21 protein-coding genes are annotated in these 25468 nt (G+C 69.1%); 12 read left to right on the top strand and 9 right to left on the bottom strand.

From position 1 onward, the window contains the following. The first annotated feature begins 170 nt into the window (after nucleotides 1-170). The 11 genes from TSH64_RS33565 (at nucleotide 171) to TSH64_RS33515 (ending at nucleotide 12638) form a co-directional block, all read left to right on the top strand. On the top strand, nucleotides 171-1046 hold the full coding sequence (locus tag TSH64_RS33565; protein WP_109451720.1) for an AraC family transcriptional regulator: 876 nt from the start codon (nucleotides 171-173) through the stop codon (nucleotides 1044-1046). 124 nt (nucleotides 1047-1170) lie between these two features. Continuing rightward, nucleotides 1171-4218, top strand: coding sequence for a molybdopterin cofactor-binding domain-containing protein (locus TSH64_RS33560; RefSeq protein WP_109451718.1), 3048 nt, complete (start codon nucleotides 1171-1173; stop codon nucleotides 4216-4218). Further along, on the top strand, nucleotides 4215-5051 hold the full coding sequence (locus TSH64_RS33555; RefSeq protein ID WP_109451716.1) for an FAD binding domain-containing protein: 837 nt from the start codon (nucleotides 4215-4217) through the stop codon (nucleotides 5049-5051). Before TSH64_RS33560 ends, TSH64_RS33555 begins: the two co-directional genes overlap by 4 nt. Further along, nucleotides 5039-5569, top strand: a complete 531-nt coding sequence (locus tag TSH64_RS33550) for a (2Fe-2S)-binding protein (RefSeq protein WP_109451714.1) — start codon at nucleotides 5039-5041, stop codon at nucleotides 5567-5569. Before TSH64_RS33555 ends, TSH64_RS33550 begins: the two co-directional genes overlap by 13 nt. Next, nucleotides 5562-7133 carry an AMP-binding protein gene (locus TSH64_RS33545; RefSeq protein WP_109451712.1) on the top strand — a complete coding sequence of 524 codons (1572 nt, stop codon included), beginning with the start codon at nucleotides 5562-5564 and terminating at the stop codon, nucleotides 7131-7133. Before TSH64_RS33550 ends, TSH64_RS33545 begins: the two co-directional genes overlap by 8 nt. Before the next feature lie 30 nt (nucleotides 7134-7163). Next, nucleotides 7164-7973 carry an enoyl-CoA hydratase-related protein gene (locus TSH64_RS33540; RefSeq protein WP_247873308.1) on the top strand — a complete coding sequence of 270 codons (810 nt, stop codon included), beginning with the start codon at nucleotides 7164-7166 and terminating at the stop codon, nucleotides 7971-7973. A 44-nt stretch (nucleotides 7974-8017) separates the two neighbouring features. Next, nucleotides 8018-9202 carry an ABC transporter substrate-binding protein gene (locus TSH64_RS33535; RefSeq protein ID WP_109451704.1) on the top strand — a complete coding sequence of 395 codons (1185 nt, stop codon included), beginning with the start codon at nucleotides 8018-8020 and terminating at the stop codon, nucleotides 9200-9202. A 26-nt stretch (nucleotides 9203-9228) separates the two neighbouring features. Then, on the top strand, nucleotides 9229-10122 hold the full coding sequence (locus TSH64_RS33530) for a branched-chain amino acid ABC transporter permease (protein ID WP_098738313.1): 894 nt from the start codon (nucleotides 9229-9231) through the stop codon (nucleotides 10120-10122). Continuing rightward, nucleotides 10115-11155 carry a branched-chain amino acid ABC transporter permease gene (locus TSH64_RS33525; protein ID WP_109451703.1) on the top strand — a complete coding sequence of 347 codons (1041 nt, stop codon included), beginning with the start codon at nucleotides 10115-10117 and terminating at the stop codon, nucleotides 11153-11155. The genes TSH64_RS33530 and TSH64_RS33525 overlap by 8 nt, the downstream gene beginning before the upstream one ends. Continuing rightward, the gene (locus TSH64_RS33520) at nucleotides 11152-11925 is read left to right on the top strand and encodes an ABC transporter ATP-binding protein (protein ID WP_109451700.1); all 774 of its coding nucleotides are present in this window, start codon (nucleotides 11152-11154) and stop codon (nucleotides 11923-11925) included. Before TSH64_RS33525 ends, TSH64_RS33520 begins: the two co-directional genes overlap by 4 nt. 5 nt (nucleotides 11926-11930) lie before the next feature. Next, complete coding sequence (locus TSH64_RS33515) at nucleotides 11931-12638, top strand: ABC transporter ATP-binding protein (RefSeq protein WP_109451698.1); 708 nt, start codon at nucleotides 11931-11933, stop codon at nucleotides 12636-12638. Nucleotides 12639-12689: 51 nt separating this feature from the next. Here TSH64_RS33515 and argE read toward each other — a convergent pair whose 3' ends face one another. From argE to TSH64_RS33470, 9 genes are all read right to left on the bottom strand, one after another. Further along, the gene (argE, locus tag TSH64_RS33510; protein ID WP_109451696.1) at nucleotides 12690-13853 is read right to left on the bottom strand and encodes an acetylornithine deacetylase; all 1164 of its coding nucleotides are present in this window, start codon (nucleotides 13851-13853) and stop codon (nucleotides 12690-12692) included. Nucleotides 13854-13883: 30 nt separating this feature from the next. Beyond that, on the bottom strand, nucleotides 13884-15281 hold the full coding sequence (locus TSH64_RS33505; RefSeq protein WP_109451694.1) for a formimidoylglutamate deiminase: 1398 nt from the start codon (nucleotides 15279-15281) through the stop codon (nucleotides 13884-13886). Nucleotides 15282-15317: 36 nt separating this feature from the next. Continuing rightward, a complete protein-coding gene (locus tag TSH64_RS33500) occupies nucleotides 15318-16277 on the bottom strand; it encodes an agmatinase (protein WP_098738319.1) in 960 nt (319 codons plus the stop codon). 53 nt (nucleotides 16278-16330) lie between these two features. Beyond that, nucleotides 16331-16750 carry a RidA family protein gene (locus tag TSH64_RS33495; RefSeq protein ID WP_109451692.1) on the bottom strand — a complete coding sequence of 140 codons (420 nt, stop codon included), beginning with the start codon at nucleotides 16748-16750 and terminating at the stop codon, nucleotides 16331-16333. Nucleotides 16751-16859: 109 nt separating this feature from the next. Beyond that, nucleotides 16860-18989: an ABC transporter ATP-binding protein gene (locus TSH64_RS33490; protein ID WP_109451689.1), complete on the bottom strand. Its 2130-nt coding sequence runs from the start codon at nucleotides 18987-18989 to the stop codon at nucleotides 16860-16862. 1 nt (nucleotide 18990) lies between these two features. Continuing rightward, complete coding sequence (locus TSH64_RS33485) at nucleotides 18991-19851, bottom strand: ABC transporter permease (RefSeq protein WP_109451687.1); 861 nt, start codon at nucleotides 19849-19851, stop codon at nucleotides 18991-18993. A gap of 1 nt (nucleotide 19852) precedes the next feature. After that, entirely contained in the window at nucleotides 19853-20809 is a 957-nt protein-coding gene (locus TSH64_RS33480) for an ABC transporter permease (protein ID WP_109451685.1), read from the bottom strand. A 73-nt stretch (nucleotides 20810-20882) separates the two neighbouring features. Then, nucleotides 20883-22385 carry an ABC transporter substrate-binding protein gene (locus tag TSH64_RS33475; RefSeq protein WP_247873307.1) on the bottom strand — a complete coding sequence of 501 codons (1503 nt, stop codon included), beginning with the start codon at nucleotides 22383-22385 and terminating at the stop codon, nucleotides 20883-20885. A gap of 291 nt (nucleotides 22386-22676) precedes the next feature. Continuing rightward, nucleotides 22677-24086 carry an MmgE/PrpD family protein gene (locus TSH64_RS33470; RefSeq protein WP_109451683.1) on the bottom strand — a complete coding sequence of 470 codons (1410 nt, stop codon included), beginning with the start codon at nucleotides 24084-24086 and terminating at the stop codon, nucleotides 22677-22679. Nucleotides 24087-24259: 173 nt separating this feature from the next. Between TSH64_RS33470 and TSH64_RS33465 the strand changes: the two genes are divergently transcribed. Next, the gene (locus TSH64_RS33465) at nucleotides 24260-25216 is read left to right on the top strand and encodes a LysR family transcriptional regulator (protein ID WP_247873306.1); all 957 of its coding nucleotides are present in this window, start codon (nucleotides 24260-24262) and stop codon (nucleotides 25214-25216) included. Nucleotides 25217-25468 lie beyond the last annotated feature (252 nt).

Genomic DNA, 25468 nt, shown 5'->3' with positions numbered 1-25468 from the left:
GGGACGACCGCCCGCCGATTCTCCGGGCGATGCGGCTCCAGCGACAGAAGCAGGGGGGCGCCCGCATGGAACTGGTAAAGGGGACCGCCGATGATTAGCTTGTAAAGCAAACCATTGAAGAGCATCCCGGCGGCCCTTTGCCGCCGACGGGCAGGAAGGGACCGGAAGCCATGTCGAAAGCGATGCGCATCCATCAGGGAAGCTTCGGCCGCGTCGCCCTGCTGGACATGGACAATGCGCTGATCCATCACGCGCATCCCCACTGCCATGTGCTGATCAAGGCATCCGGCGCCGACACCCGCTTTGCCGTCGGGGAGCAGCTCTATCCGCTGCGCGACGACACCGCGGTGCTGGTCAACAGCTGGGAGGCCCATTCCTATGCCCATCAGCCGGGCGCCCCGCGCACCGTGATCCTGGCGCTGTACATCGAGCCGCGCTGGCTCGGTGCGATGCAGCGGGAACTCAACGCCAGCGGCAATCCCGGCTTCTTCGCGCAATCCTGCGGCGAGCTGACGCCTTACATCCGCCGGCTGGCTGACCGCATGGCGGCGGAGCTGCTCTATGACGACCCGTCGGGCGAGCGGATGGAGGAGGCGCTGTTCGACCTGATGATCGCCATCATCGACCGTTTCTCCGAATGGCGGACGCTCGGCGGGACACGCTACGCCGCGCCTGCGGCCGGCGATTTCCGCATCCGCCAGGCCATCCTGTTCATGCGGGGAACCCTGGGCGAGGAGTTCGACGCCGCCCGCGTCGCCGCCGCCGCCGGCCTGTCGCGCGCCCATATGTTCCGGCTGTTCCAGCAGACGATGGCGATCACCCCGGCGCTCTATTTCAACGTGCTGCGGATGGAGGCGGCCATCGATGCCATGGCCGCCGGGCTGGAGAGCGCCACCGAGGTGTCCGGCCGGCTCGGCTTTTCCGCTCCCAGCCATTTCAGCCGTTTCTTCCGCAACCACCAGGGCGTGACACCCACCGAATACCGCCGCGTCGTCAATCTGGTGGACCGGCCCGGCGGAGGGCGGCCGGAAGCCGGGCATGCATGAGGATGGGACACGCGTAAAAATGAGACGCCCATAAAAATGAGACGCTAGGGTAAATCGCGACACTCCACGGTAAAAGCTTCGCTTGGCAAACGGTCTAGTCTCCTCCGGTAACGGGAGGATGACGATGACGGCCACGCAGACCGCCGCCCAGACCATTGACAGCGAAGGCGTTTCGCCGCAGCCGCAGCCGGCCGCGGCGCCGTTCGTCGGCCGCGCGATGCCGCGGGTGGAGGACGCCGCCCTGCTGACCGGCGTCGCCCGCTACGCCGACGATCTGCCGGTGAAGCCCGGCACCCTGCACGCCGCGATCCTGCGCTCACCGCACGCCCACGCCGACCTGCTGGACATCGACACCGCCGCCGCGCTGGCGGTTCCCGGCGTCGCCGCCGTGGTGACCGGGGCCGATGCCAAGCGCCATGCCAGCGCCTTCCTGGTCGGCATCCGTGCGCCGATGGAGCATTGGTGCCTTGCCATCGACCGCGTCCGCCATGTCGGCGAACCGGTGGCGGTGGTGCTGGCCGACAGCCGCTATATCGCGGAGGACGCGCTCGACCGGATCGAGGTGCGCTATCGCCCGCTGCCGCCGGTCACCTCGATTGCCCAGGCGCTGGAAGAGGAATCGGAACCGCTGCATCCGGCGGTGGGCTCCAACCTCGTCAACAGCCGCAGCTTCCGCTATGGCGACCCCGAGGCCGCCTTCGCCCGTGCCGCCCACGCCATGTCGGTCGAGGTCGAGTATCCCCGCAACTCCTGCACCCCGATGGAGTGTTTCGTTGTCCTGGCCGACTATGACGCGGCCGAGGATGCGTACGAGGTGCTGTCGAACTTCTCCGGCCCCTTCGCCGTCCATCCGGTGATGGCGCGCGCGCTGAACGTGCCGGGATCGCGGTTGCGGCTGAAGACGCCGCCCCAATCCGGCGGCAGCTTCGGCAACAAGCAGGCGGTGTTCCCCTATGTCGTGCTGATGGGGCTGTGCGCTCGCGTCGCCGGCCGGCCGGTGAAGTGGGTGGAGGACCGGCTGGAGCATCTGATGGCCGCCACCTCGGCCACCGCGCGCCGCATGCGCATCGATGCGGCGGTGGAGCCGGACGGCCAGGTGCTGGCGCTGCGGATGGAGCAGACCGAGGATTGCGGCGCCTATCTGCGGGCGCCGGAACCGGCCTCGCTCTACCGCAACCACGGCAACCTGACCGGCGCCTACGACATCCCGAACCTGACGGTGACCAACCGCATCGTCGTCACCAACAAGACGCCGACCGGCCTCAACCGCGGCTTCGGCGGCGGGCAGCTCTATTACGGGCTGGAGCGGTTGATGAACCGGGTGGCGGCGGAGCTGGGGCTGGATCCGCTCGACGTCATCCGCCGCAATCTGGTGGCGGCCGAGGCGATGCCCTACCGCACCGCGTCGGGCGGGACGCTCGACAGCGGCGATTACCGCGCGACGCTGGAGCAGGCGGTGCGGGACGGCTCGCTCGACGCGCTGAAGGCCCGGCGCGACGCGCTGCGGGCGGAGGGGCGGCTCTACGGCATCGGCTACGCCGCGGTGGTGGAACCGTCGATCTCCAACATGGGCTACATCACCACGGTCCTGACCGCCGGGGAGCGGCGCAAGGCTGGGCCGAAGAACGGCGCGCAGGCGACCGCCAGCGTCGCCGTCGATCCGACCGGCGGCGTGTCGGTGACGGTGGCCTCCGCCCCCCAGGGGCAGGGTCACCGCACCGTGCTGGCCCAGGTGGTGGCCGACGTCTTCGGCCTGCGGTTCGAGGACATCCGCGTCAACACCGACCTCGACACCGGCAAGGATGCCTGGTCGATCGCGTCGGGCAACTATTCCAGCCGCTTCGCCGGGGCAGTGGCGGGGGCGGCCCAGGTGGCGGCGATCCGGCTGCGCGGGCGCATGGCGGCGTTGGTCGCCGGGCAGCTGAATTGCCGGGCCGACGATGTGCGCTTCGCCGGCGGCCGGGTCTTCTCCGACGCCAACCCGGACAACGGCCTGTCCTTTTCCCGCGTCGCCGCCGCCGGCCATTGGGCGCCGGGAACGCTGCCCGACGGGCAGGAGGCGGCGCTGCGCGAGACCGCCTTCTGGACGCCGGAGCCGCTGAAGGCGCCGACCGACGCCGACCACATCAACAGTTCGGCCTGCTATGGCTTCATCTTCGATTTCTGCGGGGTCGAGATCGACCGGACGACCGGGGCGGTGCGGATCGACCGCTACGTCACCATGCACGACGCCGGCCGGCTGCTGAACCCGCTGCTGGTGGAAGGCCAGATCCTGGGCGGCTTCGCCCATGCCGTCGGCACCGCGCTGTACGAGGAATACGCCTATGGCGACGACGGCCGGTTCCTGTCCGGCACCTTTGCCGACTATCTGGTGCCGACCGCCTGCGAGGTGCCGGTTCCCGTCATCCTCCATCGCGAAAGCCCCTCGCCGGTGACGCCGCTCGGCGCCAAGGGGGTGGGGGAGGGGAACTGCATGAGCACCCCGGTCTGCCTCGCCAACGCGGTGGCGGATGCGCTCGGCGGACCGGTGCCGTCCCTGCCGATCACCCCTGCCAAGCTGGCGGCGCTGATCCATCCGCCGGAACCGCCGCGCCCGGCCTCCGCCGCCGGTGCCATGGAAATTCCGCCACTGGCCGCCGGCAAATCCGCTGCGAAGGGTGGGCGCGGCCTGACCGGGGAGGGCAGCCGCGAGGTGCCGGCGACGCCGGAACAGGTCTGGGCCATCCTGCTCGATCCCAGGGAACTGGCGGCGCTGCTGCCCGGCTGCGAGGCGCTGGACCTTGTCGGTCCCAACGCCTACCGGGCGGAGGTGGTGGTCGGAATCGGACCGGTGAGAGGGCGCTATACCGCGCAGGTTGCGCTGTCCGACCTCGATCCGCCCAAGTCACTGACCCTGACCGGCAGCGGCACCAGCGCGCTCGGGTCGGGCAGCGGCACCGGGCATGTGACGCTGGAGCGCACCGCCACCGGAACCCGCGTCACCTACCGCTACAGCGCGTCGGTCGGCGGCAAGGTCGCCGCGGTCGGCGGGCGGATGCTCGACAGCGCATCGCGCCTGCTGATCGGCCAGTTCTTTGAAAAGCTGGTTGCCCGCGCCGGTGGCGCCGAGGTGCCCGCCGACTCTCCCTCGCTTCTGACGCGCCTGCTGCGTCTTCTGGGGTTTAACCGATGAAGCCCGCACCCTTCGACTATCTGCGGCCGGAAACGGTCGCCGAGGCGCTGGCGGCGCTGGCGGACGGGGGCGACGACGCCCGCGTGATCGCCGGCGGCCAGTCGCTGATGCCGATGCTGAACATGCGGCTGGTTCAGCCGCGCCTGCTGATCGATCTCGGCCGGCTGGAGGAGCTGCGCAGCCTGCGGGCCGAAGACGGTTGGCTGACGGTCGGCGCCGCCGTCACCCAGTCCGAGGTGCTGGCCCGCCCGGCCCTGGCGCGGGAGGTGCCGCTGCTGGCCGCCGCCCTGCCGTGGGTCGGCCATTTCCAGACCCGTAACCGCGGCACGCTCTGCGGATCGGTCGCCCATGCCGATCCCAGCGCCGAGACGCCGCTCTGTCTGGTCGCCACCGGCGGCGAGGTGATGCTGCGCAATGCCAAGCGCCGCCGCACCGTCGCCGCCGCCGATTTCTTCGTGGGGCCGCTGACCACGGTGAAGGCGGCGGACGAGATCGTCGAATGCATCCGCTTCCCGCTGGCCCGTCCCGGCTGCGGCCATGCCTTCCGGGAGCAGTCGATGCGGCACGGCGATTTCGCCATCGCCGCCTGCGCCGCCACGGTGGACGGCGACCGCGCCAGCCTCGCCGTCGGCGGGGTGGCGGACCGGCCGACGATGCGCTCCTGGCCGCTGGTCGAGGATGGGTTGCCGCCGGATCTCGACGAGGCGCTGAACGCCTTCGCCTGGGACCTCGGCGGCGACGACGACCAGCACGCCACCGCCCGCTACCGCCGCGACCTCGTCCGCCGGATCGGCCGCACCGTCCTTGAAGAGGCCCTGTCATGCCGCCGCTGAAATCCACATCCGCGCTGACGGCGGAGGCGCGCCACGCCGTCTCCATCGTCCTGAACGGCACGCCGCGCACCGGCCATGCCCATCCGCGCCTGCTGCTGAGCGATTTCCTGCGCCACGAGCTGGGCGCCCACGGCACCCGCGTCGGCTGCGAACACGGCGTCTGCGGCGCCTGCACCGTCCGCATCGACGGCGTGGCGGTCCGCGCCTGCCTGACGCTGGCGGTGCAGGCCGACGGCCGGCGCATCGACACCGTCGAAGGACTGTCGCAGGCCAACGAGGGGCGCATGACGGCACTCCAGGAGGCCTTCCGACGGCATCACGCCCTGCAATGCGGCTTCTGCACCGCCGGCATCCTGATGTCGCTGACCGATTACCTGGACCGCAATCCCAAGCCAACCGAAGAGGAGCTACGCGACATGCTGAGCGGCCATCTTTGCCGCTGCACCGGCTATGCCGGCATCGTCCGCGCCGTGATGGACGTCACCGGTGGGACGGTGAGGGAGGTCGCCCATGTTTGACCTCGGCCGCAGCATCCTGGCCAGTGCGGAGCGCAGCCCGGAGGCGCTCGCCATCGTCGACGGCGACCTGCGGCTGACCTACGCGCAGTGGCTGGAGCGCATCCGCCGGCTGGTCGGTGCCTTCGACCGGCTGGCCCTGCGCCCCGGCGACCGCATCGCCACCGCGTTGCAGAACAATTGGGAAATGGCGACCATCCATTGGGCCTGCCAGCTGGCTGGCATCGCCGTGGTGCCGCTGAACTGGCGGGTGAAGCCCGACGAGCTGGATTACTGCCTGCCCGATGCCGAGGTGCGCGCCCTGTTCTATCAGGAGGTGTCGGCCGATGCCGTCCGGACCTCCGCCGCGGCGCGGGCGCTGTCGCGCATCGCGGTCGGCGATCCGGTCGAAGCCGGCGACCGCCGCTTCGCCGATCTGCTGGACGGCGATCCGGCTGCGGCTCAGCCGCGCGCCACGGCCGAGCATGTCTCGCTGTTCCTCTACACCTCCGGCACCACCGGCAAGCCCAAGGGCGTGCCGCGCCGCCACCGGACGGAGCGTGCCGCCGCCGTCGCCCATGTCGCCCAGAACTGCTACCGCCGGGGCGAACGGACGCTGGGCGTCATGCCGCTCTACCACACGATGGGGGTGCGCTCGCTGCTGGCGATGGCGCTGGTGGACGGCTGTTTCGTCTGCCTGCCGCGCTTCGACACGGACCGAGCGCTCGACCTGATCGCGGCGGAGCGGCTGAGCTGTCTCTATCTGGTGCCGACGCTCTATCACGACCTGCTGGCCGACCCGAAATTCGCGGGCACCGACGTGTCGTCGGTGCGCAAGCTGGGCTTCGCCGGGGCGTCGATGACCGACGGTTTGCTGAAGCGGCTGGACGCCGCCTTCCGGCCCGAGCTGTTCGTCAACCATTACGGCTCGTCCGAGATCTACACCTTCACCATCGACCAGAACGCCCCGGCCAAGCCGGGATCGGCCGGCAAGGCGGCGCTGAACCAGCGCATCCGCATCGTCCGTCTCGGCAGCTTCGATCCGGGCGAGCGTGCCGCCATCGGGGAGGAGGGCCAGATCGCCGCCGACCTGTCGGGCGACGAGGCCTTCGAGGGCTATTGGAAGCGGCCGGACGCCGACGCCAAGGCGCTGCATGCCGGCTGGTACTTCACCGGCGACATCGGCTTCCTCGATGGCGACGGCGACCTCTTCGTCACCGGCCGGGTCGACGACATGATCATCACCGGCGGGGAGAACGTCTCGCCGGTCGAGATCGAAAGCGTGCTGTCCCTGCTTGACGGCGTGCTGGAGGTGGCGGTCGCCGGCCTGCCCGACGAACGCTGGGGCCAGCGGGTCGTCGCCTTCGTCAAGCGCGCCCGCGGCGTCGAGGCCAACGACCTCGACGACCATTGCCGCACCTCCGGCCTCGCCAATTTCAAGCGCCCGCGCGAGTACGTCTTCCTCGACGAAATCCCGAAATCGCCGGTCGGCAAGATCCTGCGCCGCAAGCTGCAGGCCGGCGAGTGCGCCCTCGAGAGTGGCCCTGCCGAACATAGTCCAACCGAACACAGCCAGACCCTGTCCTGAATCCAGTCTTCATCCATGGAGTTTCCGACCGTGACCCCCTACCGTTTCGACAGCACCGACCGCCTGCTCGCCGACCTCGACGGCTTCCGCGTGGAACTGGACGAATCCCTGGAGCGCGCCGACATCGTGCTGCACCGCCCGCCCTTCAACATCGTCAGCATGCTCCAGCGCGACCAGTTCGCCGCTGTGTTCAAGGTGCTGGACCGCGACCCCACGGTGCGGGTGATCGTGCTGCGCGCCGAGGGCGAGAATTTCTCATCCGGCGGCAACATCGCCGGCTTCATGGAGAAGTCGGCGGAGCATGTGTCGGAACTGGCGGTCAACATCGCCGCCCCGGAACGCTGCCGCAAGCCGGTGATCGCCCAGGTCCGCGGCTATTGTTTCGGCGTCGGCTTCGAGCTGTCGCTGGCCTGCGATTTCCGCATCGCGTCGGAGACCGCGCAGTTCGCCCTGCCGGAAATGCGCATCGGCATGATCCCCGGCTCCGGCGGTTCCGCCCGCCTGCTGCACATGATCGGCATCTGCCGGACCAAGGACATGGTGATGCGGGCCAGGCGCGTCTCCGGCCGGCAGGCCGCCGACTGGGGCTTCGTCACCGAGTGTGTTGCCGACGCCGAATTGGAATCGACGGTTGCGGCCTTGGTGGACGAGCTGCGCGGCTTCTCGCCTCTCGCCCAGCGCACCATCAAGGGCGTGTTGAACAGCGGCAACAACGTTTCGGTCAACGGCGCCATCGAGATCGAGGGGCAGGCCTACGGCCGCCTGCGCGGCTCCGAGGACTTCAAGGAGGGCGTCGCCTCCTTCCACGAGAAGCGCAAGCCGGTCTTCACAGGCGTCTGACCGACGCCTCCAAGCATGGGCAAAACAGGGAGGAACCAAAAATCATGACCAAGACCACGCTTCTCGGCACCGCCGCGCTCGTCCTGCTCGGGCTCGGTGGGGTCGCGTCCGCCGCCGAGCCGATCCGCATCGGGGTGGTGACCCCGCTGTCGGGCACCTACGCCCCCATCGGCCAGCAGGTCCGCTGGGGCCTGGAACTGGCGACGAAGGAGGTCAACGCCGCCGGCGGCATCCTCGGCCGTCAGGTCGAGTTGCTGTTCGAGGACGAGGAGGCCAACCCCGCCGTCGCCACCCAGAAGGCGGAGAAGCTGTTCCAGGTCAACAAGGTCGATTTCCTGACCGGCACCGTCAATTCCGGCTCGACCCTGGCGGTCGGGCAGCTTGCCGAGCGCAACGGCCGGCTGATCGCCACCACCGTCTCCTTCTCCGACGCCATCACCACCGACAAATGCTCGCCCAACGTCTTCCGGGTGAACGCGCGGGCGGGGCAGCAGTCGGCGGCGCTGGCGGAATGGCTGGCCAAGGACAAGCCGAAGGCCAAGGTCTATTATCTCGGCCCCGACTACGAGATGGGCCGCTCCACCGTCGCGGCCTTCAAGGAGGCGGCGGAGAAGACCGGCGCGCAATCGACCGGCGAGGTCTTCGCGCCGCTCGGCAGCAAGGATTACTCGCAGTATTTCGGCCAACTCCGGGCCGCGCGGCCGAGCGTGCTCTACACCTCGACCGCCGGAAACGACACGGTCCGCCTGCTGACGCAGATGAGCGAATACGGGCTGTTGCGCAACCTGACCATCGTCGGCGCGTCGGGCACCGTCACCGCCCAGAACATCGGCGCCATCGGCAAGGCGGCCGACGGCTTCGTCACCGGCGTCGGCTATTCCGCCGAACTCGCAACGCCGGAGAACAAGGCCTTCGTCGCCGCCTTCCGCAAGGCCTACGACACCGCGCCCGACCTTTACGGCGCCGACAGCTACGGCCTGATCGGCTTCTTCAAGGCGGCGGTCGAGAAGGCCGGAAGCACCGACACCGACACGCTGCGCAAGGCGATGGAAGGGCTGAGCTGGTCGACGCCGCAGGGCACCAAGACCATGCGGGCCGGCGACCATCAGGCGATCCAGGACATGTATGCCGTGCGGATCGCGGCGGACGGCGGCGGCAACCGCTTCGACGTGGTCGGCACCGTTCCGGGCGATGCCGCCATCGGCCCCGACCAGTGCACCCGCTTCTGAGGACCGTTTCCAGGGAGCCGACGCCCATGGCCGATCTCATCGATTATCTGCAATTCGTCCTGGCGCCGCAGGCGCTGAACGGTCTGTCGCTCGGGGTTGCCGTCGTCCTGATGGCGCTGGGCCTGACCATCATCTTCGGGCTGCTGGACGTCATCAACATGGCCCATGGCGAGTTCTACGCCATGGGCGCCTTCCTGGCCCTGACCCTGGCCGGGCTTGGGGTCGGCTTCTGGGCGCTGCTTGTTCTGGTGCCGCTGCTGATGCTGCCCATCGGCTGGCTGGCCGAGCGCTGGCTGATCGCCCGGGTCTTCCACAGCCGCGACCGCCACATCCTGACCCTGCTGCTGACCTTCGGGCTGGGCATGATCATGGAAGACCTGCTGAAGCTGGTCTACGGCCCCAACACCCAGCGGCCGGAGAACCCCATCGAGGGCGGCACCGAGATCCTCGGCATGTTCCTGCCCAACTACCGGCTGTTCCTGATCGGCTTCGGCCTTGCACTGATCGCCGCGGTCTGGGTCGTGGTCTTCCGCACCGGGCTCGGCGCCATGGTGCGGGCGGCGGCCTTCGACAAGGACATGGCCTCGTCGCTGGGCGTGCCGGTGCGCCGGGTCTATGCCGGCACCTTCGCCTTCGGGGTGGCGCTGGCCGGCCTGTCCGGCGTGCTGCTGGCGCCGATCTATTCGGTGTTCCCGACCATGGGTCGCGACTTCATCCTGATGGCCTTCACCGTGGTGATCGTCGGCGGCATGGGGTCGATCCAGGGCGCGGTGATCGCCGGCCTGCTGCTGACCCAGGTGCAGGCGCTGTCCAGCCTCTACATCTCGCCGGTCTGGTCCGACCCGCTGGTGTTCGGGATCATGGTGCTGGTGCTGATGGTCCGGCCGCAGGGCCTGTTCGGGAGGTTGGGACATGCCTGAAGCCACTCTGCGCTCCCTCTCCGATCCCGGCCGCGCCGGCCCGGCATCGCGATTGTCCCGTCTGGCTCCGGTCCATTGGCTGGCGCTGGCCTTCCTGGCGGCGGCGCTGGGATTCGCCGCCGTCGCCTGGGCGACCGGCAACGGCTTTTACCTGCGTCTGGCGACCGAGGCGTTGATCTTCGCCGGGCTGGCGATGAGCGTCGACCTGCTGCTGGGCTACACCGGCCTGCTGTCGCTCGGGCAGGCGCTGTATTTCGGGCTGGGCGCCTATGTCTCGGCGCTCGTCCTGCGCGACGTCGCCCCCAGCTTCTGGCTGGCGATGGCGGCGGCCCTGCTGGCCGGCGGCGTGGCGGGCCTGATCGGCGGCGTCATCGCCAACCGGGTGAAGGGCGTCTACTTCGCCCTGATCACCTTCGGGCTGGCCCAGGTCGCCGCCAAGTCGGTCTACAACACCCGTGCGCTCGGCGCGTCGGACGGGCTGATCGGCATCCCGCAGGTCAGCATCGGTTTCGGCCCCTTCAGCCTCGACACCGCCGACCCGCTGTCCTTCTTCCTGCTGGTGCTCGGCCTGACCGTCGCGGCCTATGCCGGGCTGGCCTATCTGATGGACGCGCCGTTCGGCCGGACGCTGGCCGCCATCCGCGCCAACGAGAAACGCGTGCCGTTCCTGGGCTTCAACGCCTGGCGCTACAAGCTGGCGGTCTATGTGCTGGCCGCCTGCGTCGCGGCGCTGGCCGGCGCGCTCTACCCGATGCTGCGCGGCTTCGTCTCGCCCGAACTGATGTTCTTCGAGACCTCCGGCAACGCCGTCATCACCGTCATCGTCGGCGGCGTCGGCACGCTGGTCGGGCCGGTGGTGGGCAGCTTGCTGCTGACCGCCCTGCGTTCGGTCGTCGGGTCGTGGACCGAGCATCACCTGATCGTCGTGGGGGTCATCTTCATGCTGTCCGTCATCTTCCTGCGCAAGGGGCTGGTCGGCGCCCTGCTGGCACGGCTGGGCCGTCGCAGCGAACAGGGGAGGGCGACGCCATGACGGCAGCCTCCCTCAAGACGGTGGCGGGCGGCGCCTGCGCGCTCGGCGTCCGCGACCTGTCGGTGAATTTCGGCGGGCTCCAGGCGGTGGCGGGCGTCGGCTTCGACGCCGCCGCCGGGCGGATCACCTCGGTCATCGGCCCCAACGGGGCGGGCAAGAGCACGCTGTTCAACCTGATCAGCGGCGCCATCCGCCCCACCGCCGGCCGGGTCACCCTGGACGGAGCCGACGTCACCGGGCAGGCGCCAGACCGGCTGCTCGCCGCCGGGCTGGCCCGCTCCTTCCAGATCACCAACCTGTTCTTCGAACTGCCGGTCCTGGAAAACCTGCGGATCGCCGCGCAGGTGCTGGAACGGCCCTGGCACGCGCTGCGTCCGGTCGGCCACAGCCGCCGGGCGCTCGCCAAGGCCGAGGCGCTGCTGGACCGCTTCGGCCTGTCGGCCAAGGCGCGCGAGCTTGCCGGCAACCTGTCCCACGGCGAACAGCGGCGGCTGGAGATCGCGGTCGCGCTGGCCGCCGAACCGCGGGTGCTGCTGCTGGACGAGCCGACCCAGGGCATGAGCCATGGCGACACCGCCGACACCGGCGCGCTGATCCGCTCGCTGGCCGGCGAACTGACCGTGCTGCTGATCGAACACGACATCGGGCTGGTGATGAGCCTGTCTGACCATGTCGTGGTGATGGCCCAGGGCCGGAAGATCGCCGAGGGGGCGCCCGCGGCGGTGCGCGCCGATCCCGCGGTGCAGGCCGCCTATTTCGGACACGGGTGACAGCCATGCTTTCCATCGAGAACCTGCACGCGCATTACGGCCTCAGCCATGTCCTTCAGGGCGTTTCCCTCCAGGCCGGGCCGGGCGAGGTGGTCGGGCTGTTCGGCCGCAACGGCGTCGGCAAGACCACCATCCTGAAATCCATCGCCGGCTGGGTGCCGGCCAGTTCCGGCACGATCCGTTTCGGCGGCGTCGATCTGGCCGGGCAGACGCCCGACGCCATCGCCCGCCTCGGGCTCGGTCTGGTGCCGGAGGACCGCCGCATCTTCCCCGGCCTCAGCGTCGAGGAGAATTTGCGGCTGGGGCTGCGCCAATGCCCCGGCCGGGCGCGCCGGGAGAACGAGCAGGCAATCGGACAGGCCTTCGCCCGCTTCCCCCGTCTGGCCGAACGGCGGCGGCAACTCGGCACCACCCTGTCCGGTGGCGAGCAACAGATGCTGGCGATGGCCCGCGTGATGGTGGGGACCGCCAAGCTGCTGCTGATCGACGAGCCGACGGAAGGGTTGGCGCCGATGATCGTCGACGAGATCTTCGCGATCATCACCGAGCTGAAGCGGACAGGATTGACCATCCTGCTGGTGGAACAGAACATCCACCGCGCGCTCGACGTCGCCGACCGCTTCTATGCGGTGGAGCGGGGCCGCATTACGCTGCATGGCGAAGCGGCCTCGTCCGCCGACCGTGCCCGGTTGATGGAGATGGTTGCCGTCTGATCGGGCGGCCCCACCTCCACCGGTGGCCCTATTTCCGGGGGAATGCCGTCATCAGGTCAGGCGGGCGAGCAGGGCATCCAGCATGCGGTCGCAGGCCGCAAGCTGGTCCTCGGCGATGAACTCGTCGGGCTTGTGGGCTTCGCCGATGCTGCCGGGGCCGCACACCACCGTGGGCATCGACAGCCGCTGCTGGAACAGCCCGCCCTCCGTGCCGAAGGAGATCTTGCCGGTGCTGTTGCCGCCGGTCAGCGCCTTGACGAAGCCCACCACCTCGGCGGTGCTGTCGGTGTCGAGCGCCGGATAGCTTGACAGCTCGGCGACGCTCAGCCCGGCAGCCGGAAAATCGGGGCGCAGGCGCCGGACGATGGCATCGGCCTCCGCCTGGATGCTGTCCAGCAGCGGCCCCACCGGATCCTGCGGCAGGTGGCGGATCTCGAAGTCGAGGCGGCAGCGGTTCGGCACGATGTTCAGCGCCTCCCCACCCTGGATGACCCCGGCATGGATGGTGGTCCAGGGCACGTCATAGGCATCGTCCCGCGCCCCGTCGTCCCTCAGATGGTTCTGGATGCGGCGCAGCCCGGTCAGCAGGTCGCTCGCCATGTGGATGGCGTTCAGGCCCTGCGGCGCCAGGCTGGAATGGCATTCGACGCCATGGCATTCGGCACGCAGGGCGGTCTTGCCCTTGTGGGCGGTGACCACCTGCATGCCGGTCGGCTCGCCGACGATGCAGAAGCGCGGGCGGACCGGCAGTGCGGCCATCATCTCGATCAGCCGGCGGACGCCGAGGCAGCCGACCTCCTCGTCATAGGACAAGGCCAGATGCAGCGGCTGCGACAGGGACCGGCCGGTGGCCTGCTGATTGGCGGCGCGGTCGAACAAAGCAAGGGCGGCGGCGATGAACCCCTTCATGTCGGCAGTGCCGCGGCCGAACAGCTTGCCGTCCCGGCGGGTCAGCCGGAACGGATCGCTGGTCCATGCCTGACCTTCGACCGGGACGACGTCGCTGTGACCGGAGAGCAGGACGCCCGGACGGTCCGCCGGCCCCAGCGTCGCGAACAGGTTGGCCTTGCGCCCGTCGTCGCTCGGTACCAGCCGGGTCGCGGCGCCGGCCGCTTCCAACCTCTCCTGCACCCAGCGGATCAGGTCGAGGTTGCTTTCGCGGCTGACGGTGTTGAAGGCCACCAGCCGTTCCAGAATGTCGATGGTTGCCGTCATCGGAATGTCCCTGTTCGTTCTGGGCGTAGCTCAGGCGGCTTGCAACCGGTCGACGGCACGCCGCCAGCCGGTGCGGATCGCATCGGCATCGACATGCCGGCCGTTTCGGACCACCAGCCGCCCGGCCGCCACCACATCGCGCACGGGATTGCGGGCGCCGGTAAAGACATAGGAGTCGAGCAGCGTGTCGTCGCTGCGGCCGTAGAGACGCGGGTCGTCCGGGTCGAGCACGACCAAATCGGCGCGCTGCCCGGCCTTGAAGCCGCCTGCCGACTCCGGCTGCCCCAGAGCCTGCGCGCCGCCGGCCACCGCCGCCCGGTAGAGGGCCGCACCGGTCGAACTGTCCGGATGCGGTGCCAGCAGATTGCGCCGCCTTGCGGCCAGCCGTTGCCCGAATTCCAGCAGGCGCAGCTCCTCCGCGGCGTCGATGATGACCTGGCTGTCGGACCCGATGCCGAACCGGCCGCCCTGCGCCAGGAAATCGCGCGCCGGGAACAGCCCGTCGCCGAGATCCGCCTCGGTCGTCGGGCAAAGCCCCGCCACTGCCTGCGCTGCCGCGATGCCCGCCACCTCGGCGGCAGTGACATGGGTCGCATGGACAAGGCACCAGGACGGCCCGAGCCAGCCGCGGTCGAGCAGCCATTCCACCGGCCGCCGCCCCGACCAGGCGAGACAGGACTCCACCTCCGCCGTCTGCTCGGCGACATGGATGTGGATCGGCGCCGTGGGATCGAGCGCCGCCATGCCGTCCAGCGCCGCCGCCATCGCGTCGGGCGACACCGCGCGCAGGGAATGCAAGGCCAGACCGGTGCGATGCCCGCCGGGCGCGGCGCGGCAGGCCTCGGCGATGGCGAGCAGACGGTCCGGATCGTTGAGGAAGCGCCGCTGGCCCTCGCCCGCCTGCTGTCCGCCGAAACCGCCCTGGGCATAGAGCACCGGCAGATGGGTCAGCCCGATCCCGGTGGAATCCGCTGCCGCCAGGATGCGCATCGACATCTCGGCGGCATCGGCATAGGGCCGGCCGTCGGCATCGTGGTGGAGATAGTGGAACTCTGCCACCGACGTGTAGCCGCGCTCCAGCATCTCGGCATAGGCCATTGCCGCCACCGCGTGGAGCCCGTCGGGATCGATGCGGCGGACGAAACCGTACATCACCTCCCGCCAGGTCCAGAAGCTGTCCTCGGCCGGGCCGGCCCGCTCGGTCAGCCCGGCCATCGCCCGCTGGAAGGCGTGGCTGTGCAGGTTGGGCATGCCGGGGATGACCGGCCCGGCGGCCCGCTCCACCCCGGCGGGCGGCGTGTCCAGCCCGGTTTCGATGGCGGCGATCAGCCCCTGGGCGTCGAAGCGCAGCAGCACCCCCGACGCCCAGCCGCCGGCCAGCAGCGCCCGGTCGCAGAAAAGCCGGTCGAGCCGGCGGGCGGCGGTCATCGCTCCATGCTCCCTATGTCCATCACGCGATTGTTTTCACTTGGCGTCGAAATAGCCGGCCTGGATGGTCTTGCCGATCAGGTTGCAGATGATGCGGCCGGCGGTGATCGCGGTGATGCCGTTGAGATCCTTCTTCGGCGTGATCTCGACGATGTCCATGCCGACGACGCGGCCCTTGGCAACCAGCCCGTGGATCAGCGTGCGGATCTGCGGATAGGTGACGCCGCCCGGCGCCGGGCCGTTGACCGCCGGCATGATGGTCGGGTCCATACCGTCGGCATCGATGGTCAGGTAGTAGCGGCCGCCGTCTGGAATGCGGTCGAGCACCGCCTTCATCCCGATGTCCTGCAACTCCACGTCCGGCACCAGCACCGCGCCGTAGGCAATCGCCGCCTCGACCTCTTCCGGCCGGGCGCTGCCGGCGGAGCGCAGGCCGATCTGGAAGATCTGGCCGATGTGGTCCATCTCGGCGGCGCGGCGGATCGGGCTGGAATAGCCGTTGCGGGCGCCGTTCACGTCGTCGCGCCAGTCGAGATGGGCGTCGATGTGGACCAGCGTGATCGGCCCCTGGTCGTCATAGGCGCGCAGCACCGGGATCGGGATGCCATGGTCGCCGCCGATCACGATGGGCAGCATGCCCTTGGCGAGCATCCGGCGCACCACCGCTTCGGCATTGGCGTAATGCAGGTCGAGGTTGCGGGGATCGGCCTTCACGTCGCCGCAATCCACCACCTTGATGTCCTTGCCGCCCAGCAGCGGGCCGCCGATGTCGAAATCCCAGCGCTCCAGCTTGCGCAGCGCCCGCTCGGTGTAGCGGCGCACCCAGGTCGGGGCGTTGGTCTGGTCGTTGGTCACCTCGTCGATGGAATAGGGATCGCCGTAGGGGATGCCGAGAATGCCGATATGGCCGTCGAGCTGGTCGAGGTCGGTGCAGATCGGGAAATCGAGGAAGCTCTGCAGCTCGCGGCGCGGCGGGTTGGTCAGGCTGGTGCTCATGGTGGCGGTTCTTCTTGTCGGTTGGCTGGATGGTTGGCGGCGGGTCCGGAGCCTCAGGCGTCCGGGATCACCGCGATCGCATCGACCTCCACCACCCATTCCGGGCGGGCGAGCGCGCTGATCACGAGACCGGTCGACACCGGGTGGACGCCCTTCAGCCACTTGCCGATGGTGCGGTAGACCGGCTCGCGATAGCGCGGGTCGGTGATGTAGACGGTGATCTTGCAGATGTGCTCCAACTGCGAGCCGGCCTCTTCCAGCAGCATCTTGATGTTGGCCATCGCCTGTTCGGTCTGGCCGGCGGCATCGCCGATGGCGACGCTCTCGCTGGTGTCGAGATTCTGGCCGATCTGGCCGCGGACGAACACCATGGTGCCGCGGGCGACGACCGTCTGGCACAGGTCGTTGTCGATCGTCTGCTCGGGATAGGTCTTCTTGGTGTTGAACTGACGGATGCGGGTGTGGACGGTCATGGCGGAAAGTCCCGGCTCGGTTGAGGGTGGGTGATCGAAAGGCAAGGGGACGGCGTCCGGCGCCTCCATGCGAGAGCGCCGGCAGGGTGGCCGGTGGGACGGAACCCGGTCAGTGCCGGGTGTCGCCGTCGGCCAGTTCGGGGAAGACTGCGGCACGTTCGGCCAGCGTCGCCAGCGGGATGTGGCAGACGATGCGGTGGCCGTCGGCCGTCTCGTGGACGGGCGGGGCCTGCTCGTCGCAGACCGTTCCCAGCTTGCGCGGGCAGCGTCCGGCGAAGACACAGCCTCGCCCGCCGGGGGCGGGGGCCGCATCCTCCAGCAGGATGCGCGGCGCCTCCTGCCCGTCCTCCGCCAGCCGCGGCACGGCGGACAGCAGCGCCTCGGTGTAGGGATGGTAGGGCGGGCGCAGCACGCGGCCGATGGGCCCTTCCTCGCAAATGGTGCCGCCATAGACGACCAGCACGCGGTCGGCGATGTGCGACACAACGGCGATGTCGTGGGTGATGAAGAGATAGGACAGGCCCATCTCGTCGCGCAGCTCGGCCAGCAGGTTCAGGATGTTGGCCTGCACCGAGACGTCGAGCGCCGACACCGCCTCGTCGCAGACGACGAAGTCCGGATCGGTGGCGAGCGCGCGGGCAATGTTGACGCGCTGGCGCTCGCCGCCGCTCAGCTCGTGCGGATAGCGGTCGGCGTAGGCGGCCGGCAGCCCGACGCGGGTCAGCAGGCTGGCGACGGTTTTGCGCCGCTCCTCCGCATCCGCCCGGCCGGCCAGAACCAGGGGCCGGTCCATCGCCGCCCCAACCGTCTTGCGCGGGTTCAGCGACGCGGCGGAGTTCTGGAAGACCAGTTGGGCGCGCCGGCGCAGGGTCTGGTCGCCGCGCCTGACCTGCTCCGTCAGGTCGGCGCCGTCGAACGTCACCGTGCCGGCGCTGGGTTCGGTCAGCGCCAGCAGGGCGCGGCCGATGGTGCTCTTGCCGCTGCCGCTCTCGCCGACCACCCCGACAACCTCGCCGCGGCCGACGGTGAAGGACACATCCTCCACCGCCACTGTGCCGGCCCGGCGCAGCCAGGGCAGGATGGACCGGCTGGCGCCGTAGATCTTGCGCAGATGATCGACCTCCACCAGCGGGGCGGAGCGCGGCTGCGCCGCTTTCGGGCCGCGGGCTTTGCCGGCATCCTCGTCCGGCCAGGGCGTACCGGCCAGCGCGTCGGCCTTCCAGCAGCGCACGCCGTCCCCGCCACCGTCGGTCAGCATCGCCTGCGGCTGGCTGCGGCAGGTCTCCTCGGCGAAGGGGCAGCGCGGAGCGAAGACGCAGGCGGCGGGCGCCCCGGACAGCTTGGCGACGGTGCCGGGGATCGACGGCAGCCGGTGGCGGCGCTCGGCGGTGATGCGCGGCAGGGCGGCGACCAGACCCTTGGCATAGGGATGGGCTGGGCGGGACAGCACGCGGCCGGTCGCCCCCGTCTCCACCACCACACCGCCATAGAGGACGGTGACGGTCTGGCAGATGCGGTTGACGATGCCGAGATTGTGGGAGACGAACAGCGCGCTCAGCCGGTGGCTGTCGCACAGTTTCGCCAGCAGGTCGATGATGCGGGCCTCGACCGTCACGTCCAGCGCCGTGGTCGGCTCGTCGAGGATCAGCAGCTTCGGTTCGCAGCCGAGCGCGGTGGCGATCAGCGCCCGCTGCTGCATGCCGCCCGACAGCTCGTGGGGGTAGGCGGCGGCGACCCGGCGCGGATCGCGGATGCCGACTTCGGCCAGCAGATCCTGCACCCGTGCGGCGGCCTGCCGGGGGGAGAGGCCCTTGTGCTGGATCAGCGGTTCGGCGATCTGGTGGCCGACGGTCAGCGCCGGGTTCAGCGAGGTGAAGGGATCTTGGAAGACGGCGGCGATGCGGTCGCCGCGCAAGGCCCGGCGTTCGGACGGCGACAAGCGGCGCAGATCGACGCCGTCGAACAGGATCTCGCCGGAGTCCACCCGGCCGCCGCCGCCCAGCAGGTCGAGGATCGCCATGGCGACGGTGCTCTTGCCCGATCCGGACTCGCCGACCAGACCCATCACCTCGCCGGGGCGGATGGCGAAGCTGACGTCGCTGGCGGCGCGCAGCGTGCCGCGGGCATTGCCGTAGCTGATGGTCAGGCCGCGGACATCCAGCAGCGGCGCCGGTTCCGGCGCGGTCGCCGGGCTGACCACCGGCGGAACCGCCGGACGGGCTTGCGGAGCGGTCATCATCTCAGTGCGCTCCCGTGTTGCGCGGGTCGAGGAGGGCACGCAGCCCGTCGCCCAGCAGGTTGATGCCGATCACCGCGGTCGCCAGCGCGAAGCCGGGGCAGAGTGCGATCCACGGCGCCTGTTCCACGAAGGGCCGCGCCTCGCTGATCATCAGGCCCCAGTCGGAGGAGGGCGGCTGCGCCCCCATGCCGATGAAGCTGAGCGAGGCGCCGAGCAGGATGGCGAAGACCACGCGCAGGCTGGCTTCCACCACCAGCGGCGGCCAGATGTTCGGCAGGATCTCGTGGAACAGGATGTAGGCGGCGCTTTCCCCGCGCAGGCGGGCGGCGGTGATGAACTCCTCCTGCATCAGCTCCAGCGTGATGGCGCGGGTCAGGCGGACCACCTGCGGCACATAGACGATGCCGATGGCGACGATGGCCTTCCACTGCGCCGGCGGGGTGACCGCCAGAACCAGGATGCCCAGCAGGATCGGCGGGAAGGACATCAGCACGTCCATGGCCCGCATGATCGCCTCGCCGGTGCGTCCGCCCTTGTAGCCGGCGATCAGCCCCAGCGGCACGCCGGCCAGCAGGCTCAGCGCCGTGGCGGCGACGCCCATCACCAGCGAGCTGCCGGTGCCGACCAGGGTGCGGCTGAACACGTCGCGGCCGAACTCGTCGGTGCCGAACCAGAATTCGGCTCCCGGCGGCTGCAGCCGGCTCATGATGTTCATCTCATCATAAGGGTAGGGGGCGATCCAGGAGCCGGCGACGGCGGCCACCACCAGCGGGGCCAGCAGGACGATGCCGACGAGGAGAGAGACGGGCAGGGACGGCAGATGCCGGCGTGGAACCGATTGGACGGGAGTCGCGTCGGTCATCTCAGGAGGCCCTCATGCCGTGGCGGATCTTCGGGTTCACGAAGGCGTAGAGCAGGTCGGCGGTCAGGTTGGCGAGGCAGTAGGCGGCGGACACGATCAGGATCGTCGCCTGGATCAGTGGCAGGTCGTGGCGCTGGATGGCGAACAGCAGCAGCCGGCCCATGCCGGGATAGGAAAAGATTGTCTCAATCACCACGACGCCGCCCAGGATCAGGCCGAAATCGATGGCCAGCACGGTGATGGTCGGCAACAACGCGTTCTTCAGCGCGTGGCGCAGGATCACCACCGATTCCGGCATGCCCTTGGCGCGGGCGAACTTGACGTAGTTGGTTTGCAGCACGTCGATCATGCTGGAACGGGTCAGCCGGGCGATGCGGGCCAGCAGCATCAGCACCAGCGTGATGACCGGCAGCACCAGATGCGAGGCCCAGGGCAGGAAGCCGTCGGCGATCGGGGCGTAGCCGCCGGTGGGCAGCAGCTTCATGTAGCTGCCGAAGACCAGCACCAGCACGATGGCCCAGAAGAAGTCCGGCACCGCGATGCCGAGATAGGAGACGCCGGAAACCAGTTGGTCGGTCAGCTTGCCGCGCCGCACCGCCGCCAGCACGCCGAGCCCGATGCCGACCACCGCGACCACGAACAGAGCCACCACGGCCAGCACCAGCGAGCGGGCCAGCGCCTCCATCAGGATCGGGCCGATTGGCTGTTCCAGCACCAGCGAGCGGCCGAGGTCGCCCCGCAGGATGCCGGCGGCCCAATGCCCGTACTGGACGATCAGCGGCTGGTCGAGGCCAAGCTTGACCGCGATGGCGTCCACCACCTCCTTCGAGGCGAACTGGCCGGCGATCATCGAGGCGACATCGCCCGGCATCGCCTGCGTCACCAGGAAGATCAGGACCGACATCACGGCCAGGACCAGCGCCAGATAGACGAGACGGGTCAGTGTGTAGGCGAACATGGCAGCATCCCCTGCGGGAAGAGGAGGGGACCGGCCTCAGGCAGCCGGCCCCCGAACGACCCCCAAAACGACCTCAGTCGACCGACACGTCGCGCAGGTCGAGGAACATCATCGGGTGCGAATGGAACCCGTGGACCTTGGCGCTCAGACCGTTGATGTGGTTGATGACGTAGGGGATGACGCCCGGCGAATCCTCCACCGCCAGCGCCTGGACCTGGATGTAGAGCGCCTTGGCCTCATCCTCGCTCTTGGCCTGGCGGGCGCCGTCCAGCAGCGTGTCCATCTTCGGGTTGGAATAGCTCCACAGCGCGGTGTTCCACGACCCGCGCGAGTGGTACCAGGGGTAGACCGAGGTATCGATGGTCGGGCGGCTGAAGAAGCCGTCGATGTAGAAGCCGGCCTTGCCCTCGATGTCCTTCAGGAAGACGTCGAAGGGAACGCGCTGGACGTTGACGGTGATGCCGGCCGGCTTCAGCAGCTCGCGCACGGCGAGGCCGAGACGTTCGCGGGTGGCGCGGCCGGCCGGCGTGTGCAGCGTGACCTCGAAGCCGTTGGGATAGCCGGCCTCGGCCAGCAGCTTCTTCGCGCCGGCCGGGTCGCCCTTGGCGATCTTCAGGTCCTTGTTGTAGTAGGGATGGCTCGGCGGGATCGGCGAGTGGGTCGGCGTGCCGTTGCCGAACAGCGCGATCTGGGTGATGGCCTGCTTGTCGAGCGCCATCGCCACCGCCTTGCGCACGCGCGGATCGTCGAAGGGCTTCACCGTGTTGTTCATGATGACGCCGTCCCAGGTCGAGGTCGGGACGGAATCGATCTTCAGCTTCGGGTCGCCCTTGACCTTCTCGATGGCCTCCAGCGGAAGGTTCCACACCAGATCCAGTTCGCCGGTGGTCAGCGCCGCCACCTGGGCCGCCGATTCCGGCAGGATGCGGACGATCACCTCGTCCAGCTTCGGCAGGCCCGGCTCGAAGTAGTTGGCGTTGCGCTTCAGGACGATGCGGTCGCCGGGGGCGAAGGACACGAACTCGAACGGGCCGGTGCCGACCGGCTTGGAAGCCAGCGTGTCGATGGCGTCGCGCGGCACGATGCGCGCCTGACGCTCGCCGAACAGTTCGGCGAAGCCGGCATAGGGGCTTTTCAGCTGGAACTGGACGGTCAGCGGGTCCAGCGCCTTCATCGACTCCACGATCTCGAAATTGACGCGGGCGGTCGAGCCGGTCGCCTTGTCCTGGATGCGGGCGATGGTGGCGACGACGTCCTCGGCCTCCAACTCGCGGCCGTTGTGGAACTTCACGCCCTTGCGCAGATGGAAGGTCCAGGTCTTCAGGTCGTCGCTGCGCTCCCAGCGTTCGGCCAGATCGGGCTTCACCGTCATGTCATGGCCGATGACGGTCAGGCCGTTGAAGATCAGGTAAGCGGCAACATACTCCTGGCCGCCCTTCATCTTGGCCGGATCCAGCGTGTTCAGGTTGGAATCCACCGAGACCTTGAGCGTGCCTGCGGCCTGGACCGACATCGCCGTCCCGGACAGGAGGATCGCCGAGAGCATAGCCCGTGCCACCAAACGTCGCATCATCATGAAAGCCCCTCTGTTTGCCGGCCCTTGCGGCGGACCTTGGTTCCTGCTTGACCGAAACGGTCTCACAAGGCTGCGGCCGGAGGAAAGGATGCCGGAAGGACGACGAACCGGGCAACGAACGGGCTAAGATTTGGGCAAAGGGCCGGGGCGGGTAAAATTTGTGCAGCGCACTCCCGGAGAAATCCCTGGTTTCCTTATGTTTTTCCCGGGATGGTTCGTCGGATCAGCATGATGAAAATACGGGCCGCTCCCAGTGGAGCGACCGGGCAGCATGATCGATATTCATCGACATCATGAGCAGGCGCCATGGTGCGTGGGGTCGAACAGGCGCGACAGGCTGCCTTCGGCCTCGAGCCGGTACAATTTTTGATGGAGGCTCTCCGCTGTTTCGGCCCCGACGGCGCGGGCGGCGCAGGTGCGGAATTTGGCCGCACGCTCCGTCACCGACAACGGACGGGCCATCGTGCCGCGTGCCGAGGCGCAGAAGCGTGTGTGGCGCTCTCCCGTCCTTGTCTCGACGCTCACCTCTGCGCCCTCGGGGGCGGTGCGGGCGCGGTCGGGATCGGCGTTCCAGTCCGGATCGGCCGCCATGGAGACGCATCCGATGGCGTGGCGCAGATCCGGGTCGGTGAGCGTCGCATCGTCCAACTGCTCCAGCGTCAGCGTTCCGTACAGCATCGCGCAGGCGACCGCGAAGGGCAGGCTGAAGCGGGCCTCCCCCGGTGTCGCCGGACACTGATAGGTCAGGTTGGCGGCCACCACCGGCGGGACGCGGCAATGGACGCTCCGGATGTCCTGCGGTTTCAGACGATGCTCCGCCATCAGGTCGCGCACCGCGTCGATGGCGGCGTGGGCGGACAGGCAGACCGGATAGAGCTTGGTGTCGATGCCGGGATCGAGCAGGCGCCAGCGCCGGCCGAGCCCACCCAGGGCGGCCGGATCGAAGCGGCCCGCCGCCATCAGCGCTGCGAAGCCGCGCGGATCCTCCACCACCCCATGGGGCACGGTCAGGCCCCGCGCGGCCAGCCGGGCGGCGCGCACGCCGTTCGCTGCGGCCTGCGCCGCCAGCAGCGGCTTGGCTGCGGTGCCGAAGCAGGCACGCAGACCGCCGGTTCCGCAGAGGGCGAAAGCGATGGCGTCCGCCGCCGTCCGGCCGTCCAGTCCAAGCGCCTTGGCGCTGGCGGCCGCAGCGCCGATGGTGCCGAATAGTGCTGTGGTCCACCAGCCGTCATGGTACACGCCGTTGCCGACCGCCTCCGCCAGCGCATATTGCGCTTCCGCACCGGCGACGACGGCGGTGAGCAGATCGCGTCCCGTTCCCCCGGCCTCCTCGACCATCGCCAGCGCTGTCGGCACCACGACGGCGGAGCCGTGGACGAAGCCGGCATAGCTGTTGTCGTCGAAATCCAGCGCATGGGCGGCTGCGACATTGGCGAAGGTGGCCCCCGCGGCGCACAGGCGACCTCCGGCCAGCAACTGCGATGGCCCGGCGGCATAGCTCGTAAGCGCCTCGTCGGCCGCCAGCCGGGCAGACGCTTCGCCGGTGCCGGCCAGCGCGACCCCAAGCGTGTCGACGATGCAGTCCAGCGCCACCGCGGCGACCGCGTCAGGCACATCGCTGCGGCGCAATCCGGCCACCCAATCGCCGATCCGCCGGGCTGCGGCGATTGGCGGGGTGGGGTCGTCGAAGGGAGGCGTCATGGCAGGAACCCCGGCGTGATTGCAGGCAGGCGATAAGGCTGCCGCGGAAACCTGTGCTCCGGTCAGTTGGAGAAATTTCTTTCATGGTCGGGATGAGCTGCTTTCATGCTCGGAGCCAACATAAGATAGTATGCAGTTTGCAGTTGTCCCGAACCGTGGCAGATCGGAGCCCCATGCATCACCGAGACTTTGACCTGGGATCCCTGGAGGTCTTCGTCGCCGTCGCCGAACTGGGCAGCATGACCCGCGCCGCCGGCCGGCTCGGGCTGACCCAATCGGCCGTCTCTCATGTGGTGCGCCAACTGGAAACCGCCTTCGCCACCCAGCTGCTCGACCGCAGCATCAGGCCGATGGCGCTGACGGCGGCAGGGCAGCGGCTTTGGCACTGGAGCAACCGCATCCTGACCGATGCGCGGCAATTGCCGGCGGCAATCGGCGGCTCGGATGGCGCCTTCATGCCGGAACTGCGCATCGGCTGCATCGACACGCTGGCGGCACCCTTCATTCCGCGGCTGCTGCAACGGCTGCGCGACCATGTGCCGTCCTTCAGCATCGCATCGGGCCTGTGCGGGCAATTGCGCGAGCAGTTCCTCGCCCGCCGGCTGGATGTCCTGTTCACCAACGACAGCTTCGACGACATGGATCAGGTGGACAGCCTGTGTCTGCTCACCGAGCCCTTCGTGCTGCTGCTGCCGCGCAGTTGTCCCGAGGTGGTCGATGAAGCCGCCCTGCGGACCCTGTCCCAAACCCTGCCGCTGATCCGCAGCACGACGGACAGCGCGCTCGGCCGGCTGGTGGACCAGCATCTGCGGCGATTGGGCATGGAGGTGCCGCGCAGCTTCGCCTTCGATGCGACCGACACTGTGATGGCCATGGTGGCGGAGGAGATGGGGTGGAGCCTGCTTCCGCCGACGGCCCTGGTGAAAAGCCGCCAGCACCTCAATCATATGCGCGTGCTGCCGCTGCCGACGTCCGGCTTCCGCCGGTCCATCCATGTGGTGACCCGCAAGGGAGAGCTGGGGAAGCTGCCCGCCAACATCCACAAGGCCGGGCGTGCCGTGATCCAGCAGGGCTATTTCACCGACGTCTTCGCGATTTCGCCCTGGCTCAAGGCGATCATTCGACGCTGAGCCCCGACCGTGGCCATCCGGCGAGGCGGCGGTGCCGCATGAAAATCGCGAGGGGGCGAAAAAAGCGCTTGCGCCGCATCGGCCAAGCGGCCTATACACCGCCTCCCGCGACGCAGCACGGTTCGACAGAACAGTGACGCTTCAAGGGAAACAGTGGTCCGATCAAGTAACTGCCGAGCACCTCGAAAAAAGAGGTTGACAGCGAAAGTAAAGACCTCTAAATAAGCCGAACACGACGCGGTGATCCACTAC

It is taken from the genome of Azospirillum sp. TSH64, from assembly GCF_003116035.1.
Taxonomy (GTDB): domain Bacteria; phylum Pseudomonadota; class Alphaproteobacteria; order Azospirillales; family Azospirillaceae; genus Azospirillum.
Note: the sequence above shows the minus strand (reverse complement) of the source record. Positions and strands in the feature narration are given on the sequence as shown.